Raw genomic sequence first — 17,991 nt, forward strand, 5'->3', positions numbered from 1 at the left:
AAGGCCGGAACGGAGAAATTTGCTACATGTCGGCGGGCGGAGTCTCCACCATTCGATCGCCGAGGTCGGCGGAGAACTCGGCGCTGACCGTGCGTACTCGGTCGGCGATCAGTGCACTCTCCGCGGCGGATTTGGATCCGGAGAGGAAGGTGACGCCGAGAGCTGCGACCGGACGGCCGTCCCGCGTGATCACAGGACTGGCGATGCAATTGATCCCGGATGTCGTCGCATTCTCTTCGACCGCATACCCGCTCCCGCGTGCTGCGGCGAGCAGTTCTCGCAGTTCGGGAAGCGTCGACGGTCCCGTTCCGGTCCGCGTCGGCCAGGTGTATCCCTCGTAGAGAGCGCTGATCTGTTCTGCATCCAGACGGCTCAGAATCGCCCGCCCGACTGCAGTGAGGTGAGCCGGAAGGCGGGTCCCGATTTCGGTCACCAACCGCACGCCCGGCTTGAGCGGTTCACGTTTGTCGAGGTAGATGACATCGGAACCTTGAAGTACCGCCAGATGGGACGTCTCATCCGTCGACTGAGTAAGGGCCAGCATGAATCGTTGGCCCTCGCGGTGCAGTGGGCCGGAGCGCATGTACGACGCACCGACTTCGAACGCCGAGACACCCAGGGTCCAGGCGCGTTGATCAGCCCAGTACGAGACGAACCGTCGATCTCGCATGACGTTGAGAAGATGATGCGTCGTGCTCTTGGGCAGGTCGAGGGCGCTGGAGATTTCCGCGGTCGCCAGCGGCACACCCCGGCGAGCCAGGAGATCGAGCACGTCGAGAACACGCTCAGCGGATTTCACGCGGCTCGTGCTCATGGGGGTATGTCCTTACAGGTAGGTCGGAAGGCGGAGCGGGGGAATCACATTGTCTCGGATACGAGACTGGATCGCCAAGTGTTCGGGGCGGTTAGTGAGTCTGGCTGCCTAGTTCAGCGGACAACCGGGCGCAGTGCTCCACCAAGACGCGGCCGTGGCTGGCGCAGACCTCGTCCGTCAGACGGAAGGTGGGGCCGACCACGCTGAGCGCTCCGGCTATCTGACCGACCGCGTTGTAGATCGGCGCGGCAACTCCGGTCGAGTGATCCTCGATGGTGTCGTGGGCGATGGCGTACCCGCTCTCGCCTACCTTGCCGCTCAACGCTGCGCCGACGGCGGTGCCGTCCAGGGGAACGCTCTGGCCAACCCAACCCATGTGACGGATCGCGTGTGTGCCCTCGATCTGATCGAGGTACAGCGCAGTATCTTTCGGTCCCATCGTCGACAGGTAGGTCGATTCCCTCGTGGTTTCGGCGATGGCCTTCATCGCGGGCCGGGCTCTCGGCAACAGTTGATTGTCACCGAGGGCGCGAGCCCCGATCTGCAGTAGCCGCGGGCCGACGCGATAGACGTTGTCCTCGCCCCGGACTACGAACTCGGTTTGTTCGAGGCTTCTGATCAGGCGAAGCGCGGTACTGGTTGCCAGATCGGTCGCCTTGGCGGCGTCGCCGAGAGTCAACCCGCCGTGCTCGACGATCGCACCGAGAAGTTCGAACGTGCGATTCGCGCTGCGGGTCACGTCGCCGGGGGCCATGTCCTACTCCAAGTGCCGAGGGATGTCTGCGCTGAATCTATCGCGAGCTCGGCAGCACCTCACCGTGGTGCTCGTCCAGCAGGGGGCTGCGGCGAACCCTAGGGCGTCGGCTTTCACCGAACACGACGGGTTGTCGTACGTAGGAGATCTTTCCTGCTACCGGGTGCTCGAACGATTCGACGACCCCCCGATACTCGGCCTGCGCGGAGGTGAGTGCCTGCTGGACGTCCCAGATCTCCGAGCCGGCGAGGCCCGCGTCGCCGAGAATGCCGACCACGTCGGCGACGGTCTTTCCGGCAGCCCAGTTTTCGATCTCCTTACGCAACGCCGGCTCGTTCTCGGTCCTGGCGGTGTCGTCGGCAAAACGAGGATCTGCTATCAAGTCGACGCGATTCATCGTCTGCGCCAATTTCTCGAAGCCCGATTGGCTCGCAACCGCGAGGACAAAGAGTCCGTCGTCGGCCTTGTAGGTGTCGAAGGGTGTGGAGACCGGATGTCGGTTGCCGACGCGTGGGGGAGTGAGCCCGGTGGACTGCAGCTGGCTGTGCGCTGTCGGCAGCATGGCGAGCATGCTGTCGAACATCGCGACGTCCAGGTGCTGCCCGAGTCCGGTTGCCTGTGCGCTCAACAGGGCGGTGCTGATTCCCCAGGCAGCGAACAGCCCGGCGACCAGGTCTCCGAACGACTCACCCAACCGGGTCGGCCCGGATTCTTCCGAACCGGTGATGCTCATGATTCCCGAAAGAGCTTGGACTACAAGATCGTAGGCGGCGGCTCCGGACATCGGTCCGTCCTGTCCGAAACCGGAGATGGACGCGTACACGATCCGCGGATTGCGAGCCCGCGCAGCCTCGTAGTCGATTCCCAGGCGCTTGGTGACACCCGGGCGAAAGTTTTCGACGACGACGTCCGCGGTCTCGATGAGCGTCAGCAGCGCCTCACGGTCCTCGTCGTTCTTGAGGTTCAGCGCCACCGAACGCTTGCCGCGATTGAGCACGTTGAAGTAGATGCTCTCGCCGTCGCGGAACGGGCCGAGGTGCCGAGAGTCTTCACCGTGTTCGGATTCGATCTTGACGACGTCTGCGCCGGCATCGGAAAGCAGTGCGGTGCAGTAAGGCCCGGCGAGGACACGTGAGAGGTCGATGACCCGGATGCCGTCGAGTGGGGGAAGTGCAGTCATGTCCGCGCCTTTCAGAATTCGGTGGAACGCGGCGACGGAGCATTGCCGGCAATGGTGAGCAATTGAATCTGCGAGGTGCCCTCGAAGATGCGGAGAATGCGGCAATCGCGGTACAGGCGTTCGATTTCCGATTCGCGCATGAAACCTGCGCCACCGTGGATCTGCACGGTTTGATCGACGATCGAGAAGCAGGCTTCGGTGGCGACGTACTTCGAAATCGATGCGGCGCGGCGGATGTCCTGGCCGGCGTCCTTGACGTCGGCGGCCCAGTCGGCGGTGACGCGTGATGCGACAAGTTGCGCGTCGCAGCCACCGAGAAGTAGCTGGATTGCCTGGAAGTCGAAGATCGGCGTGCCGAACTGCTTTCGCTCCGTTGCGTACTCGCGTCCCAATTCCCAAGCGCGCAAAGCGATGCCGTTTGCCATTGCCGCCACGTCGATGCGCGCGCGGTTCAGGGCGGTCAAGGCGATGTTGCCGCCGCGACCTTCGGTACCGATCACGGAGTCGAGCGGCAGAACGACGTCGTCGAGGTAGACGGTGTACGTCGGAGCCGAACGAATTCCCATCTTGTCCTGCGGCTCCGAGTAGCTGATTCCGGGAGTTCCCTTGGGGACGACGAAGGCGGTGATGCCTCGGAATCCTGCGCTCGGGTCCGTCTTGGCGAAGAGCACGACCAGGTCGGCTTCCTTGGCGTTGGAGATGTACGTCTTGGATCCGGAGAGATGCCAGCCGTCGTCCTCGCGTCGGGCGACGGTACGCATCGAGGCGATGTCGGAGCCGGCATCGGGTTCTGTGAGTGCGAAGCCTGCCAGCAGTTCGCCCGAGGCGAGCCGGGGCAACCAGCGCAGCTTCTGTTCTTCGGACCCGCCGACGAGGATCGGCTCGAGGCCCAGGTAGTGGGCGGTGTAGATCGATGCCAGCGCGGCATCGGTGCGTGCAACTTCTTCGATGGCGACCAGTTGGGTTCGTGTCGACAGACCCAGTCCGCCGAATTCCTCCGGAACGGAAATGCCCATGAGGTCCTGCTGCCCGAGGCGCTTGACCAGTTGTGCCGGGAACTCTTTGGACTCGTCGCGTGCGGCTGCTCCTGGGTGGATCTCGGCGTTGGCGAAGGCTCGGACGGTACTGCGGAACTCTGCGAGGTCAACGCTGTCGATGTCGTGCGCGGTCTGGGTGGTCACGGGGGCTCCTTCGAAGCGAGGCGTTTACGAATTTCATCTAATGAAAGCTAATTGCCACTAGTTGGCATGACTGACTATGGCCGAGGGTGGCGAATTTGTCCAGGGGTGAAGCTGTTGTGTCGCGGCTCACGTTCTGCAATGATCAACTTGTCTAAGCCTGTATAGACAAGATGATCGCGGATGGAACCCACTACCAGTCGGAAGCAGCGTGGCTTTCGGCGGAAGGTGCTGACATGAGCCTCGTTTCAGTCGACACGACACCGGACTCCGAGAACGTGAGGAGGGTGTCCAGTACGTATTTCGAGGGCTTGTCGGCTGATCGATACGCGGCGCTTGCCGAAGACCGCAAGCTTGCGATTGTCGCCGCGCACATGGACCTTTCGCACCGAAGAGGACTCAATTCGTCGATCTCGCGACTCGCGCCGGCCGGGGAGTTAGGGGATGGCCCGGCGATTCAATACGTCGGCGACGACATGCCGCAGCTCGTCGAAGCGGTACTGGCGACACTTGCCCGCGCCCGCGTGGAACCGGAATTCGTGGTGCACCCCGTGCTGTGCACTGAAGACGCCCTGATCGGGGAGCGGACCGAATCATGGATCCACGTAGGACTACCCGCGCATTGTTCGGACGAGCAGGCGCAGTTGATCGCTGACGACGTCGCCGGAATCCTCGACCGTATTGCGCGTGCCTTCCGCGATTCCTTGCCTCTGCGGGATCTCGTCGACGAGGCGCGCGAGCAATTGGACTCGAACGCCGACGCCGAAGAAGCTGATTTCCTCCGGTGGTGCAGCGCCGGAAACTTCAGGGTCGTCGGCGGTGTGCGGACTGTCGACAGTGACGAGCCGTACGCCCTCGGCGTGCTCCCCGATCCGACCGGCTCTTCGGATGCGAAAGCGGCGCCCCTCTCGATTGCGGTGGTGTACCTCCGGCAAGGGTTCGGTGGATCCGAATACGCCACCGAGATCGACGTGTCCATCGGTGACCGTGCGTACCGATTCATCGGGTTCTTCACCGCGGCCGGTCTGGTCGCCGACGTCAGGCGAACCCCGCTCGTGCGAGGACGCGTCGCAGACATCTTCGGTGCCTCCGGATCCACCGTCGATTCGTTTGTCGGACAATCGATGCTGGCAGTTATCCAGTCGATTCCGGTCACAGTGCTCCTGGCAGCCGAGCCGGCCCGAATCGCGGACGCGCTGGACGAACTCACTTCTGTGGACGGCCGAACGTCGATCCATCTGTTCTTGCAACCGGTGGGAAGTTCCCCGGCGACGGGGCGAGATCAAGAGTTGTCGGCTTTGCTCTTCGTTCCGCGCGAGAAATTCAGTACGACGATCAGGACAACGGCCGAGTCGGTACTCGCCGACGCACTCGGTGCCCGCAATATCGAGTTCTCCAGTCGAGTCTCGGAATCCCCCTTGGCCGTCGTACATTTCACGGCCACGGTCGGCGGCGGCGCGAACTTCGCGTCGGCGCGACAAGCACGGGAGATTCGGGACCTCGTCGTCGACGCGTGCCTGACCTGGGACGAGCGGTTCGTTCTGGATGCTTCGAATCACGAAGAGCGGCGCAGGCGTGCTCAGTTCGCCGAGCGAGTTCCGGTGGCGTACAAGCAGGATTTCGACGCCGCCCGAGCCGCCGAGGACATGGTGTTGTTCGAGGGCCTCGCGCCCGGAGAGGTGAGTCCACGACTGGCCCGATCTGTCGACGGACCCGGTACTCACCGACTCGGACTGTACGTATCGGGTGACCCGCTCTCACTGGGCGAGGTGCTGCCGGTATTGCAGAGCCTGGGTGTCGACGTGGTCGACGAACGGCCGTACGAGATCGCACCGGTGGGATCGGAACAGTCCTGGATCTACGAGTTCACGCTCGACTATCCGAGCGCTCCGGTCGAGCGCTTCGACAACTTTGCCGCGCGGTTCGGGGCGGCGTTTGCCGCAGTTCGAAACGGCTCCGCCGAGCCGGACTCGTTCAACGAACTTGTCGCGATCGCGGGACTCGGTTGGAAACAGGTAGTGGTGCTGCGGGCATATGCGGAGTTCTTGCAGCAAGCGGGATTTCCGTACAGCACCAGTCGCGTCGCCGAGGTGCTTGCCGATCATCCCGAGATCGCCGGCAGATTGTGCGAATTGTTCGAGAGCCGTTTCGATCCCGACGTCGTCGACGGCGATAGAGGTACACGTGCAGCAGCGGAGGTGGAAACGGCCGTGGCACAAGTGCAAGGACTCGACGCCGATCGGATCCTGCGCGCATTGTCTGAACTGGTCCGTAACACGTTGCGTACCAACTATTTCGTTTATCCCACTGAATCGATCGGTGCGCTCTCGTTGAAGTTCGATTCGGAGAAAGTGTCCGTATTGCCGTTCCCTCGACCGAAGTTCGAGATATTCGTGTACTCACCCGATGTCGCAGGTGTGCACCTTCGCTTCGGTACGGTGGCTCGCGGCGGCTTGCGCTGGTCGGACCGGAAAGAGGACTTTCGCACCGAGGTACTGGGATTGGTGAAGGCGCAGGCAGTCAAGAACGCAGTCATCGTGCCTGTCGGCGCGAAGGGCGGATTTGTCGTCAAACGCCCACCGGTTCCAGGACTGGGTGCAGACGCAGACCGGGAAGCTGCGTTGGCGGCCGGGATCGATTGCTATCGAACCTTCATCAGCGGACTACTTGATCTGACCGACAACGTCGACAAGCAGAGCGGCGCAGTTGTTGCGGCGCGAAGGGTCGTTCGCCACGACGGTGACGACACGTATCTTGTAGTCGCCGCGGACAAGGGCACTGCAAAGTTCTCCGACATCGCGAACGAGGTTGCCGCAGAGTACGAATTCTGGCTCGGCGACGCCTTTGCATCCGGTGGGTCGGTCGGGTACGACCACAAAGCCATGGGTATCACCGCGAAGGGCGCCTGGGAAAGTGTCAAGCGGCACTTCCGTGAGCTCGGCGTCGACACCCAGAACGACGACTTCACTGCGGTGGGGATCGGAGACATGAGCGGCGATGTCTTCGGCAACGGCATGTTGTGCAGCAAGCACATTCGCCTGATCGCGGCGTTCGATCATCGGCACGTGTTTGTCGACCCGAACCCGTCGCCGGAGCGCTCGTACGTCGAGCGATCACGTCTGTTCGCTCTCCCACGATCCTCGTGGGCCGACTACGACCCGGCGTTGATCAGTGCAGGCGGCGGAGTGTGGGAACGCTCGGCGAAGCGCGTCCCGATCAGTGACGAGATGCGTCGGGCACTCGGTCTCGAAGACGACGTCACCGAACTGACTCCACCGCAGCTGGTTCGGGCGATTCTGTGCTCACCGGCAGATCTGTTGTGGAACGGCGGCATCGGGACGTACGTCAAGGCGTCCGGTGAGTCCGACCTCGAAGTCGGAGACAAGAGCAACGACACGGTTCGGGTGAACGGCAACGAAGTCCGTGCTCGGGTGATCGGTGAGGGAGGCAACCTCGGCCTCACCCAGGCGGGACGAATCGAGTACGCACGCGGCGGCGGGCGGATCAACACAGACGCGCTCGACAATTCTGCGGGAGTCGATTGCTCCGATCACGAGGTGAACATCAAGATTCTTCTCGACTCCCTCATCAGTTCAGGCGCCGTCGCAGACTCGCATCGTGTCGAACTACTGGAATCGTTGACCGACGAGGTCGCCGAACTCGTTCTTGCAGACAACCGTTCGCAGAACGAACTGATGGGCACCACGCGTGCGGACGCGGCGGCGATGATCGGTGTGCACGGCAGGGTGATTTCCAGCCTCGAATCCAGAGGGATCGTCGACCGAGCCATCGAGGGGTTTCCGACCAAGAAGCAGTTCGCCGCGGCCGAGAAGACGGGAACGGGGCTGACGTCGCCGGAACTCGCCACACTGATGGCGCACGTCAAGCTCGATCTGAAATCCTCGCTGTTGGCGGGAAGTTCGATAGACAATCAGATCTACCGCCAGACGCTGGCGAACTATTTTCCGGAGGGTGTTCGAGATGCCGGGGGTGACGCCCTCGACCGGCACCCGCTGCGGCGCGAGATCGTTGCGACCGTGCTGACGAACAACGTGGTCGATCGTGGCGGCATCACCTATGCGTATCGGCTCGGTGAAGAAGTCGGCGCTGATCCGGAAGACGCAGTACGTGCCTTCACCGTGGTCTCCGAGGTATTCGGACTGTGGGAGTTGTGGAACGACATCAGCGAAGCCTCGATCTCGACTGCCGTATCCGACGAGTTGATCCTGCTCACCAGACGACTGCTCGACCGGGCCTCACGGTGGATGCTGACGCGTCGGCCTCAACCGCTGGCCGTCGGGGCCGAGATCAGCCGATTCGGTGATCGCATCGCGGAGGCGTCGGCAGAACTCGGTGGCTGGCTGGTGGGCGCCGATCAGCGGAACCTGGCTGCGCGAACGGTCCTCATCACGGACAAGGGCGCACCCGAGAACCTGGTCAGGCGAGTGGAGATCCTGCTCGATCAGTTCGGTCTGCTCGACGTGGTGGAGATCGCGGACCTCGCCGATCGCGCGATCTCGGAGACCGGCGAACTCTACTTCCGGCTCGGTGAGCACGTCGGGCTCGTCCCGATGCTCAACCGCGTGTCTGCATTGAGCAAGGACGGAAAATGGAATGCGTTGGCGAGGTTGTCGTTGCGTGACGAGTTGTACTCGACGGTGCGAGCCTTGACCCTCGACGTCTTGGCCGACGCGGAATCAGGTGACTCGACAGCGGAAAAACTCTCGAGGTGGGAAGAAAGGAATGCGTCGAGAATAGAGAGGTCCACTCTCGCGCTCGCAGAGATCGAGGCATCCGGGCAACACGATCTTGCTGCGCTTTCGGTTGCGACGAGCCAATTGCGGCGCATGGTGGGCTAGGTCGGGCGCCGGCACTCGCGGTTGGATCGGAAAGGTGCACCAGGCGGATAGACTTCGGAGGCCGAACGGGAGAACCGACTCGGTGGTTTTCGACGAACGGGTGGTGGCGATGGCGATTGCTGAAGTGGACGCAGAACTCGCCGTGCTGTTCAACGAGGCAGGCGGCGAGTCCGCCCCTGCCTACGAACGGGTCAAGAACCTCGTGATCTCGCAGATCAATTCGGGTCGGTGGACCGAAGGTGATCAGTTGCCTTCGGAGAATCAACTGGTCAGTGCGCTGGGGCTGTCACGTATGACGATCAATCGAGCGCTTCGCGAACTCACCAGCGACGGTCTGATCGTGCGGATGATGGGGGTCGGCACCTTCGTCGCCGCCACGAAGACCGCGTCCCCGCTGTTCGAAGTCAAGAACATCGCCGACGAGATTCAGCGGCGCGGCCACCGTCATCGAACCGAGGTCGTGTTCGTTCGTGAGGAAGAAACCGACCACGGGCAGACGTTCCTTCGTGAATCGGTGGGCAAACGGGTGTTCCATTCGCTGATGGTGCACTTCGAGGACGAAACTCCGATTCAGGTGGAAGACCGGTTCGTGAATCCGAACGAGGCGCCCGACTATCTGCGCCAGGACTTCACTGCGATCACCCCCAACAACTACCTGAGTGACGTTGCGCCTCTGGTGCGCGGCGAGCACGTCGTGGAAGCGGTGTTGGGGAGCCCGGACGAATGCGAACTGCTCCGCATCGATCGAGGGGAACCATGCCTTCTGATTCGCCGCCGCACCTGGTCGGCCAACGGGTTGGTCAGTGCGGCGCGCTTGATCCATCCAGGTTCACGCAATCGCTTGGAAGGAACCTTCGAGCGCTGATCGTTACGAGTGGCGAGACCTGAACGCAGGCTCGTCCGATCGCACCATTTTCGGGTGCAAGTTCGGTGCAATCGACCAGGACGTGACTGCGAGCACACTGAGATCATGGGTGGACGGTTATTCCTTCCGCAACCTCACGTCCCGACGAGTGAGAACTGAGCGGATCGCAGCAATACCGTCTACGCCACTGGCTTCCATGATCGAAGGAGTTCGACCTGTGACCGACTTGCCCAAGGACCTACTTGTCGCCCCGAAGTGGCAGGAACGCCTCGACGAACTGGCAGTCAAGCATTCGGTACCGGGTGCGCAGGTCGGTGTGATCGCGCTGGGCGAAGACGGCACTGCGGACATTCGTGTCATCACCACCGGAGTGACGAGCCTGAACACGCGCGTCGACGTCGACGCAGACACGCTGTTCCAGTACGGATCCGCGAGCAAGATCTGGACGACGACGCTGATCATGCAGCTCGTCGACGAGGGCAAGCTCACGTTGGACACCCTGGTGGTGGAGGTGCTTCCGGAGTTCACGATTGCGGACCCGTCCAACACGAAGGAAATCACGATCCGCCAGTTGCTCACGCACACAAGCGGTATCGACGGAGACCTGTTCAACGACACCGGTGACGGCGACGACTGCGTCGAGAAGTACGTCGACGAACTCGCTACCGCGATCAGCGTCACCAAGCCCGGCGGGCATCTGAGTTACAGCAACGCGGGTTTTGCCGTTGCCGGCCGCATCGTCGAGGTCCTTCGTGAGATGACGTGGGACGAGGCGTTGGTCGAATACCTCTGGAAGCCACTCGGATTGACGCACATCATCACCAAGGCCAAGGACGCCCCGCTGTTCCGTACCGCCGTCGGCCACGTGGCCAACCCGGATCGGACGTCGCCGGACAAGGTGGTTCCGACCAAGCAGTGGCTGCTCCCGCGCGGTATCGGACCGGCCGGAATCATCACCGGATCTGTCAGCTCTCTGCTGACTTTCGGTGCTGCACACATGCGTGACGGCCTCGCGTTGACGGGTGAGCGCATTCTGTCCGAAGAATCCGCACGCCTGATGCGAACCCCGCAGTTCGACCTGACTGCGGTCTCGAGCGTCGATCAGGCTTGGGGTCTCGGCTGGATCCTGTCCGACTGGGGCGGTGTGACGTCCGCGCAGCACGGTGGTGCGACGATCGGCCAGATCACTCGTTTCCACACTTTCCCCGAACTCGGCCTGGCCATGGCCGTTGTCACCAACTCGCGTGGCGGCGGTGCCCTGGCCCACGACATCGAGAAGGAGATCGCTCAGGAGCTTGATCTCGTTCTGCCGGAACCGAAGTCCGAGGCAGATGCGGCAGAGATCGACCTGTCGCACATTCTCGGTACCTATGAATCGACAACCGTTCGAATCGAACTCACGCGCGACGACGACGGCGGATTCCAGGTTCAGAACTTCGCCAAGATCGAGATCGACGGCGAGCCCCCGGCCGCGCCCACCAAGGTCGTGCCGCTGTCTGCTTCCCGGTTCTCGATCAGTAACGAGAGCGCCTCGGGGGAGATGGCACATCTCACGATCGATGGCGAAGAATACTTGTACATGACAAGGCTTTTCAAGAAGATTTCCGACTAGCCGCGGCGAGATGATTCGCTCCGTTGAATGAAATCTCGGGCAGGTCGAGGGCGATGAGGGCCCTCGACCTGCCCGCACTACTTTTCGAGGAAAGCTAATGATGAAACCTCTCGCTCCCTTTCCGGACGTGAATCACCCAGCGGCACTGGATGCTTACGGCCTTGCGCCGGTCATCGACGGTCACAATGATCTGGCATGGACGGCTCGCGAGACTGCCGCCTACTCGGTGGAGAATCTCGAGAAGGATTCCATCTTCCAAACCGATATCGACAAGCTCGGTCGTGGTGGCGTCGGTGCGCAGTTCTGGTCGGTTTACACCCCGTGTGACATGACCGAGCCAGAGGCGGTTCAGTACACCCTCGAACAGATCGACTTCGTGTATCGGATGATCGAGCGGTACCCGGATACTTTCGAGTTCGCGCGCACCGGCGACGACGTGCGTCGAATCTGGAGTGAGGGCAAGGTCGCGTCCTTGTTGGGTGCGGAGGGCGGTCACAGCATCGGCAGCTCGCTCGGTGTCCTGAGAATGATGGCGCGCCTTGGTCTTCGGTACATGACCCTGACGCACAACGACAACACCGGGTGGGCGGACTCCGCGACGGATACGCGAGTGCACGGCGGTCTCACCGACTTCGGTCGCGAGATCGTGCGCGAAATGAATCGGCTCGGCGTACTCGTCGATCTGTCGCACGTCTCGGCGGAAACGATGAGAGATGCCATCGAGACGTCGTCGGCACCGGTGATCTTCAGTCATTCGTCCTGCGCTCAGCTGTGCGGTCACCCCCGCAATGTTCCCGACGACGTCATGCGGTTGCTCGCGGACAACGGTGGCGTGATCATGATCGCCTTTGTGCCCATGTTCCTTTCTGCCGAATACAACGAGTGGTTCAAGGGCGGACGGGTCGGCCCAAGGCCGGCGATGACGGTGGACCATCTGGCCGATCACGTCGAGCATGCCCGAGACGTCGCGGGCATCGACCACATCGGTTTGGGTAGTGACTACGATGGGTTCGACGACTTTCCGGACGGTATGCAGGACGTATCCGGTTTCGCGGTGTTGATAGACCGTCTGGCGGAACGCGGTTGGTCCGCGGAGGACTTGGCAAAGCTGATGGGCAACAACGTGTTGCGTGTGCTCGACGAGATCAGTGCGGCCTCGATATCGAGCCTTTACTAGCCGTATCGACGCCCGAGAAGATGAGGATGAGAATGAAGAAGATTCGTACCGTTGCACTGAAGGTGGTTGCTTCGGTGTCCGTAGTTCTGGTTGTGCTGGTATCGATTGCGCTCGTGTTCAATGTCAGCTCCAGCAAGGCGAGCGTTCCGACCGGGGACACGGGCAACCAGTTCGTGTCCGTCGACGGAAAGAATATGAGCTACTCGATCCGCGGCAACGGCGATCAGACCATAGTGCTGCTACCCGGGTTCGGAACGTCCGCACCGATTCTCGACTTCACACCGCTTGTCAACGAGCTGGCGCCTGACTACCGCGTCGTCACGATCGAGCCCTTCGGCTACGGGCACAGTGACCAAACGGACAAGGACCGCACGACTGCGAACATCGTCGAAGAGATTCATACGGCAGTACAGTCGCTGGGGATTGACGAATACATCCTCATGGGACACTCGATCACTGGTGTCTATGCACTGGACTACACCGCGAAGTACCGCGACGAGGTCACCGCATTCGTGGGCATCGACAGCAGTGTTCCAGGGCAGCCGAATATGGATACCAAATTTCCGATCGACGCACTCCGAGTGGGAAGGCAGTTGGGCTTGTCGGAACTGCTGTCCAAGTTCGTCGGTGGTGAGAACTCGGACGAGTACCTCGACGCCGCAGCAAAGGACGAGATGCGACAGTTGACTGCGAAGAACAACTTCAGCGACACCTACCTCAACGAGATGGACCATCTTTCCAGCAACTTCGCAGAAGCAATCGGCAGGACGTTCCCGGCCGATCTTCCGATTCTGTTGTTCGCCGTGCAAAATTCCGAAGTCGAGGGCTGGACTGCGCTGCACGAAGGGCAGGCCGCCTCCGTTGATCACGGAGAGTTGATCTTGCTGGACGGGGACCACTACCTGCACCACACCCGATCAAAGGAGATCGCCGAGAACGTCAACAGGTTCTTGGGCGAGCTGAACTAGATTTGGTAGACGTTGAGTTGAACGCGGAGTCATCGCATTGCGGTGACTCCGCTTCTTCCATCTCTACCGATCGTTTGGAGGCATTGTGGCGCAGATCTTTTCACGCCTCGAACTGATGAGTGAGCTGGACTCGGCGTATTCGAAACTCGACGTGTTACTTGACGGCGTCGCCGAGGCCGATTTGTTCGACGCCATTGCCGTCGATGCGTGGACGGTGCACGACGTACTCGCGGTGCGTGTCTGGTGGGCAGAGGCCGTCGTAGAGTGGATAGGCGCCGGACTGCGTGACGAGACACCGCAAACGCCTGCTGCAGGTTACAAGTGGACGCAAACTCCCGCACTGAATCAGTCGGTTGTCGACGCGAGCACCGACGTTCCGATTCCGGTGCTTCGGGATCGCTTGGAAGCTGCCGTGGCGTTGTTACGCAGATACGTCGAGACCCTCGACGACGATCAACTGCTGTCGGTCGGGGTTTTCTCGTGGACCAGGACGTGGCCGGTGTCGAGGTGGATTGCCGTCAATACGATCACCCAACATGCGTCTTTATCGAAAATGATTCGGAGACTACTGAAATCGGCGAATCAGCTCTGAATGCGGTGCATCCGCCAGACCGTCGGTCCGTCGGTCAGTGAGATTTCGCCTGCGATCGTGAAACCGAACCGTTGATAGCCGCGACGCGTTCCACGTGGGAGTCTTCGGCGACGCACCAGTTCGTCCAGGGGTAGTCGGCAAACGCCTCACCGAGGACCTCGGCGGCACGGTCGAGGTCGGTGGACAGCGGTCGAAACAGAATTCTGCATAGCGCCACTTCAGCACAGTCGAGCCTGACGTCGCCACTCGATTTCGGCGGTGTAGCAGGTGCGCGGGCCGTGGTCACGTACTTGTGAGTTCATTCAAGAAAGTTGGACGAGGCAGTCGATCCTGCGTTGACTGGTAGTGATCGGGCAATCGCCGAGCTGTCAACTCCGGGCACGTGAGATCCGGGTATGGCGATTCTCCGCGAAAGGAACAGATATGAACAGGCTCGAAGGCAAGAATGTAGTGATCACAGGCGCCGCCAGTGGAATCGGGCGTGCAGCAGCACAACTCATGGCGGCAGAGGGCGCCAAGGTGCTGGTCGCCGACCTCGATCCGGCGCGTGCAGAGGAAGCGGCGGTGGCGATTCGCGAGACCGGTGGCAATGCACTGGGTTTCGGCGTCGATGTCATGAACGAGGACTCTCTGGCAGCGATGATCGAAAAGGCGGTCGCCGAATTCGGGGGCATCAACGTCTTGTGTAATCACGTGGGCGGTAGTAACCCGCGCAAGGATCTCGACCTGCTCCGGATGGACTTGGACGAGTGGGATCGCGTGATGTCGCTCAACGTCCGCAGCACTGTCGTCGCTTCACGACTTGCCATTCCGCACATGAACAGTGCCGGTGGAGGATCGATCGTCAACACGGCCTCGGTAGGTGGATTGATCGGGGATTCCCTGCAGTCTGCCTACGGATCCGCCAAAGCGGCAGTCATTCGTCTGACTCAGTACATTGCAGTCCAGTACGGAGCAAACGGTGTTCGGTGCAATGCCGTAGCGCCGGGCGCGATCATGACACCCGCTCTCGTGGACAACATCCCCGCTGATGTCATCGATGGCATGAAGCAGGCAAACGCCCTGCCTTACCTCGGCGAACCCGAAGACATCGCGCATGCCATGGTCTACCTGGCTTCGGACGAATCTCGCTACATGACGGGGCAGACCCTGGTGGTCGACGGCGGACTCACCAGCAAGAGTCCGCTCGCGACCGGCCGTTCGTCGATGTTGAGCTGAATCAGCTCCGCCAACCGCTGGGGCCGGCGCCCAGAACCTCGATGGATCCCTGACTGGCGTGTGAATGCTTGGTGCGGTGCGTCATTCGCCACTTTCCGTCGATCCGCGCCCATGAGTCGTGGTAGTCGCCGAGGGTGAAGAAGTTCAGGTGAGCCTTGCTCCCGGTGCCCACATGCATGTCGCTGACATAAGAGCGGCTGGTGGCGAGATCGCCGACCACCTCGACCAGAACATTGCCGATCAGATGTTGGGTGGGTCCGCACTCGTCGAGGAACGAGCGGATGGATGCCACGACCTCGGCAGGCCCGCGAAGAGTTCCGGTGCCCAGTTCCGCCGTAGCGTCCGGCGTCATGATCCGGTGGAGTTCATCCCAGTCGCGGGCGTCCATGGCTCGCGCGAACTCGAAGACGGCGCGCGTGATCTCGCGTTCGTCGAGGAGAGTGGTGATGTCGATGCTCATGCTGTGCGCCTTTCTTAACGTCGGGGGGTTAATAAAGGCGCACAGCAGATGTCAGCGGTTGAGCAGCTTGCGCATCGCTTCGGCAGCGCCCTTGACCATCTTGTCTCGGGGGAAGCCACTGCGCTTCTTGGCGCCTTCGTAGTTTCCTGCAGCAACCCAGATCGGGCCGTCGGCAAGGTGTTCGAGACCTTCACGTGCAACATCTTCGGGTTCTGCGACGTTCATACCCGGGATGTCGAAATTCAGTCCCGCGCGAATCATAGCCGGTGTGCGAGTGACACCGAGAATGAACTCGACGACGTGAACGCCGTACGGCTGGAGTTCGAGCCACAGGCTTTCGGCGAAGATGCGCCCGAATGCCTTGGACGCCGCGTAGATGCTCTGGTGCTCGGAACCCATGAAGCCCGCAAGTGAACCGAGCAGCATGATGCCGCCGTGTCCGCGATCCTTCATCAAACCGCCGAAGTGGTGCGAGAGTTCGAGTTGCTTGTTGATGTTCAGTTCGATGACTCCGGCAAAACCCGACAGATCGCCGGTGACGAACTCATGGCCGTAACTGTTGGCACCGGCGTTGAAGATGAGCAGGCCGACCTCGACGTCGTCGGTGACGGCTTTGATCTGATCGAGCGCGTCGGGAACGAGCAGATCCAATGCGAGAGTGCGTACTTCGACGCCATTGGCGCGCGCCTTGGACGCGGTCTCCTCGAGCGGGCCCGGCTTGCGGGCGATGAGCACCAGATTGATGCCGAGCTTGCTGAGCTCGTCGGCAAACCCTGCGCCGACACCTTCGGAACCGCCGGCGATGACTGCCCACGGGCCGTAGTACTGAGGATCGATCATTACTACCTTCTTCGAAAGATGTTGGCTTGGCTAGTGAAACGGAGCCGGTACGGGTTCACTGTCGTCGACGATCGGCTTGGGTACCGGGTCTTCGTCGAGGATCTCGATCTCCCCGGCCCTGGCCGCATCGACGATGGACGCGATCAAGGCGCCGCACTCCTTGCGGGGAGCACCCGGTCGACCCCCTCGTTGCCCGAATTCACGTTCGTCGGCAATTTCGAGGCACTTGGCGCGGGCCTGGTCGCTCCACTGAACAGTGGTGTGTTCCCAACTGTTCTTCTGGACCAGGACCTGCGCCTTGCACTCAGCGCACTGAAGAGGCTGCATCTTCTTCGGCCTTCTTCGCCGCGAGGTTGTCTTCGACTTCCTTCTGCCAGGCGGCGACAGGGCGTGCGGTATCGAGTTCGAATTCGAATCGCTCGGTCATCTCGGGAGCGATGTCAGCGACGTCGACGTAGAACTGCTCGTACCAGCGACGGAGCTGGTAGACCGGGCCGTCCTCTTCGCACAGGAGCGGGTTCTCGATGCGAGTCTTGTTCTTCCAGATCTCGACGTCCTGCTCGAAGCCCTTGGCGATGAACGTGCCGAAGTTCGCGGCCATCGCGTCGGCGGCTTCGCCCTGGAAACGATCCGACTTCTTGACGATGATGCCGTACTGAAGCACGAACTTGTCCGCACTGACCGGGTAGTGGCAGTTGATGAGCACGGAGTCGACGTTGTAGTCCTCGTACTCGTAGGTCAGGTCGTCGACCATGAAGGAGGGACCGAAGTACGTGGCAACCGAGTTGCTGCCGACCATCTTCGGGGTGCCTGCTGCGTGGGGACGCATGTCCGAGCGAGCGACGCCCCGCATGTACTGCGTTGCTGCGTGGCCTTCGAAGACGTTCTTGAAGTACGTCGGGAACGAGTAGTGCACGTAGAAGAAGTGCGCCATGTCGACGATGTTGTCGACGATTTCTCGGCAGTTCGTGTCGACGGTGGTGGTGTACCAGACCCAGTCGCTCCACTCGTCGCTGAGCGCGCCTTCGATGCGGGGGATGGCCACGTCGTCGGTCGGCGGGTTGCCCTCGGGGTCGTGCCAGACGAAGAGCATGCCGTCCTGGTCGAGGGTCTGCCAGGCGCGCGTCTTGGCCAGCGGGGGAACGCGGCGTGCGTACGGAATCTTCTGGCACTTGCCGTTGCCGCCCCAGCGCCAATCGTGGAACGGACAGGCAATGGCGTCGCCCTTGATGGTGCCCTGGCTCAGGTCGCCGCCCATGTGACGGCAGTACGCATCGAGGATCTTGACGTTGCCTTCACTGTCGGCGAAGACGACAAGTTTGGTACCGAACGCCTCGATCGAGTGCGGCTGGCCGTCCTTGAAGGACTCCGTGAGTCCAATGCAGTGCCATCCACGTGCAAAGCGAGTGGGCGCGGTTCCAGCTTGGATCTCGCGAACCTCGTCGTTGTCGGACTGAGTGATCGTCACGATGAG

At 61.5% G+C, this 17,991-nt stretch carries 16 protein-coding genes; 7 read left to right on the plus strand and 9 right to left on the minus strand.

What is annotated here, in order from left to right:
- Positions 1-22 precede the first annotated feature (22 nt).
- The 4 genes from ACFWEM_RS04410 to ACFWEM_RS04425 form a co-directional block, all read right to left on the minus strand.
- Entirely contained in the window at positions 23-814 is a 792-nt protein-coding gene (locus tag ACFWEM_RS04410; protein WP_378531476.1) for an IclR family transcriptional regulator, read from the minus strand.
- A 91-nt stretch (positions 815-905) separates the two neighbouring features.
- Entirely contained in the window at positions 906-1,568 is a 663-nt protein-coding gene (locus ACFWEM_RS04415; RefSeq protein WP_317552053.1) for an IclR family transcriptional regulator, read from the minus strand.
- Positions 1,569-1,605: 37 nt separating this feature from the next.
- A complete protein-coding gene (locus tag ACFWEM_RS04420) occupies positions 1,606-2,748 on the minus strand; it encodes a CaiB/BaiF CoA transferase family protein (protein WP_378531478.1) in 1,143 nt (380 codons plus the stop codon).
- Between the two features lie 11 nt (positions 2,749-2,759).
- Positions 2,760-3,929, minus strand: a complete 1,170-nt coding sequence (locus ACFWEM_RS04425; RefSeq protein WP_378531480.1) for an acyl-CoA dehydrogenase family protein — start codon at positions 3,927-3,929, stop codon at positions 2,760-2,762.
- Positions 3,930-4,162: 233 nt separating this feature from the next.
- Here ACFWEM_RS04425 and ACFWEM_RS04430 point away from each other — a divergent pair, with 233 nt between their 5' ends.
- The 6 genes from ACFWEM_RS04430 to ACFWEM_RS04455 all read left to right on the plus strand — a co-directional run bounded on the left by ACFWEM_RS04430 (position 4,163) and on the right by ACFWEM_RS04455 (position 13,999).
- Positions 4,163-8,785, plus strand: a complete 4,623-nt coding sequence (locus ACFWEM_RS04430; RefSeq protein ID WP_378531482.1) for an NAD-glutamate dehydrogenase — start codon at positions 4,163-4,165, stop codon at positions 8,783-8,785.
- 109 nt (positions 8,786-8,894) lie between these two features.
- Complete coding sequence (gene hutC, locus ACFWEM_RS04435; RefSeq protein ID WP_378446969.1) at positions 8,895-9,650, plus strand: histidine utilization repressor; 756 nt, start codon at positions 8,895-8,897, stop codon at positions 9,648-9,650.
- 217 nt (positions 9,651-9,867) lie between these two features.
- Positions 9,868-11,262, plus strand: coding sequence for a serine hydrolase domain-containing protein (locus tag ACFWEM_RS04440; protein WP_378531484.1), 1,395 nt, complete (start codon positions 9,868-9,870; stop codon positions 11,260-11,262).
- Positions 11,263-11,359: 97 nt separating this feature from the next.
- Positions 11,360-12,439 (plus strand): dipeptidase, encoded by a 1,080-nt coding sequence (locus ACFWEM_RS04445; RefSeq protein WP_378531486.1) that lies wholly within the window; start codon positions 11,360-11,362, stop codon positions 12,437-12,439.
- 32 nt (positions 12,440-12,471) lie between these two features.
- Complete coding sequence (locus ACFWEM_RS04450) at positions 12,472-13,407, plus strand: alpha/beta fold hydrolase (RefSeq protein WP_378531488.1); 936 nt, start codon at positions 12,472-12,474, stop codon at positions 13,405-13,407.
- An 85-nt stretch (positions 13,408-13,492) separates the two neighbouring features.
- A complete protein-coding gene (locus ACFWEM_RS04455; protein ID WP_378531490.1) occupies positions 13,493-13,999 on the plus strand; it encodes a ClbS/DfsB family four-helix bundle protein in 507 nt (168 codons plus the stop codon).
- A gap of 34 nt (positions 14,000-14,033) precedes the next feature.
- Here ACFWEM_RS04455 and ACFWEM_RS04460 read toward each other — a convergent pair whose 3' ends face one another.
- The gene (locus ACFWEM_RS04460; protein ID WP_378531492.1) at positions 14,034-14,216 is read right to left on the minus strand and encodes a hypothetical protein; all 183 of its coding nucleotides are present in this window, start codon (positions 14,214-14,216) and stop codon (positions 14,034-14,036) included.
- A 206-nt stretch (positions 14,217-14,422) separates the two neighbouring features.
- Here ACFWEM_RS04460 and ACFWEM_RS04465 point away from each other — a divergent pair, with 206 nt between their 5' ends.
- On the plus strand, positions 14,423-15,217 hold the full coding sequence (locus ACFWEM_RS04465) for an SDR family NAD(P)-dependent oxidoreductase (RefSeq protein WP_075834420.1): 795 nt from the start codon (positions 14,423-14,425) through the stop codon (positions 15,215-15,217).
- Position 15,218: 1 nt separating this feature from the next.
- On the opposite strand, the gene ACFWEM_RS04470 is transcribed toward ACFWEM_RS04465, so the two are convergent.
- From ACFWEM_RS04470 to ACFWEM_RS04485, 4 genes are read right to left on the minus strand one after another with little or no spacing between them, the layout of a single operon-like run.
- Positions 15,219-15,677, minus strand: coding sequence for a nuclear transport factor 2 family protein (locus ACFWEM_RS04470; RefSeq protein ID WP_378531494.1), 459 nt, complete (start codon positions 15,675-15,677; stop codon positions 15,219-15,221).
- Positions 15,678-15,728: 51 nt separating this feature from the next.
- The gene (locus ACFWEM_RS04475) at positions 15,729-16,517 is read right to left on the minus strand and encodes an SDR family NAD(P)-dependent oxidoreductase (RefSeq protein ID WP_378531496.1); all 789 of its coding nucleotides are present in this window, start codon (positions 16,515-16,517) and stop codon (positions 15,729-15,731) included.
- 30 nt (positions 16,518-16,547) lie between these two features.
- Positions 16,548-16,844: a hypothetical protein gene (locus ACFWEM_RS04480; protein ID WP_378531498.1), complete on the minus strand. Its 297-nt coding sequence runs from the start codon at positions 16,842-16,844 to the stop codon at positions 16,548-16,550.
- The gene (locus tag ACFWEM_RS04485) at positions 16,822-17,985 is read right to left on the minus strand and encodes a Rieske 2Fe-2S domain-containing protein (RefSeq protein WP_378446803.1); all 1,164 of its coding nucleotides are present in this window, start codon (positions 17,983-17,985) and stop codon (positions 16,822-16,824) included. The genes ACFWEM_RS04480 and ACFWEM_RS04485 overlap by 23 nt, the downstream gene beginning before the upstream one ends.
- Positions 17,986-17,991: the final 6 nt, after the last annotated feature.

Origin of the sequence: Rhodococcus sp. NPDC060176, from assembly GCF_042728675.1 — a bacterium.
Lineage (GTDB): Bacteria > Actinomycetota > Actinomycetes > Mycobacteriales > Mycobacteriaceae > Rhodococcus_F.

What these genes read in the sequence shown, in the direction of transcription:
- ACFWEM_RS04410 (WP_378531476.1), bottom strand. Translation starts at nt 814, where the DNA reads ATGAGCACGAGCCGCGTGAAATCCGCTGAGCGTGTTCTCGACGTGCTC.
- ACFWEM_RS04415 (WP_317552053.1), bottom strand. Translation starts at nt 1,568, where the DNA reads ATGGCCCCCGGCGACGTGACCCGCAGCGCGAATCGCACGTTCGAACTT.
- ACFWEM_RS04420 (WP_378531478.1), bottom strand. Translation starts at nt 2,748, where the DNA reads ATGACTGCACTTCCCCCACTCGACGGCATCCGGGTCATCGACCTCTCA.
- ACFWEM_RS04430 (WP_378531482.1), top strand. Translation starts at nt 4,163, where the DNA reads ATGAGCCTCGTTTCAGTCGACACGACACCGGACTCCGAGAACGTGAGG.
- hutC (WP_378446969.1), top strand. Translation starts at nt 8,895, where the DNA reads ATGGCGATTGCTGAAGTGGACGCAGAACTCGCCGTGCTGTTCAACGAG.
- ACFWEM_RS04445 (WP_378531486.1), top strand. Translation starts at nt 11,360, where the DNA reads ATGATGAAACCTCTCGCTCCCTTTCCGGACGTGAATCACCCAGCGGCA.
- ACFWEM_RS04450 (WP_378531488.1), top strand. Translation starts at nt 12,472, where the DNA reads ATGAAGAAGATTCGTACCGTTGCACTGAAGGTGGTTGCTTCGGTGTCC.
- ACFWEM_RS04465 (WP_075834420.1), top strand. Translation starts at nt 14,423, where the DNA reads ATGAACAGGCTCGAAGGCAAGAATGTAGTGATCACAGGCGCCGCCAGT.
- ACFWEM_RS04470 (WP_378531494.1), bottom strand. Translation starts at nt 15,677, where the DNA reads ATGAGCATCGACATCACCACTCTCCTCGACGAACGCGAGATCACGCGC.
- ACFWEM_RS04475 (WP_378531496.1), bottom strand. Translation starts at nt 16,517, where the DNA reads ATGATCGATCCTCAGTACTACGGCCCGTGGGCAGTCATCGCCGGCGGT.
- ACFWEM_RS04480 (WP_378531498.1), bottom strand. Translation starts at nt 16,844, where the DNA reads ATGCAGCCTCTTCAGTGCGCTGAGTGCAAGGCGCAGGTCCTGGTCCAG.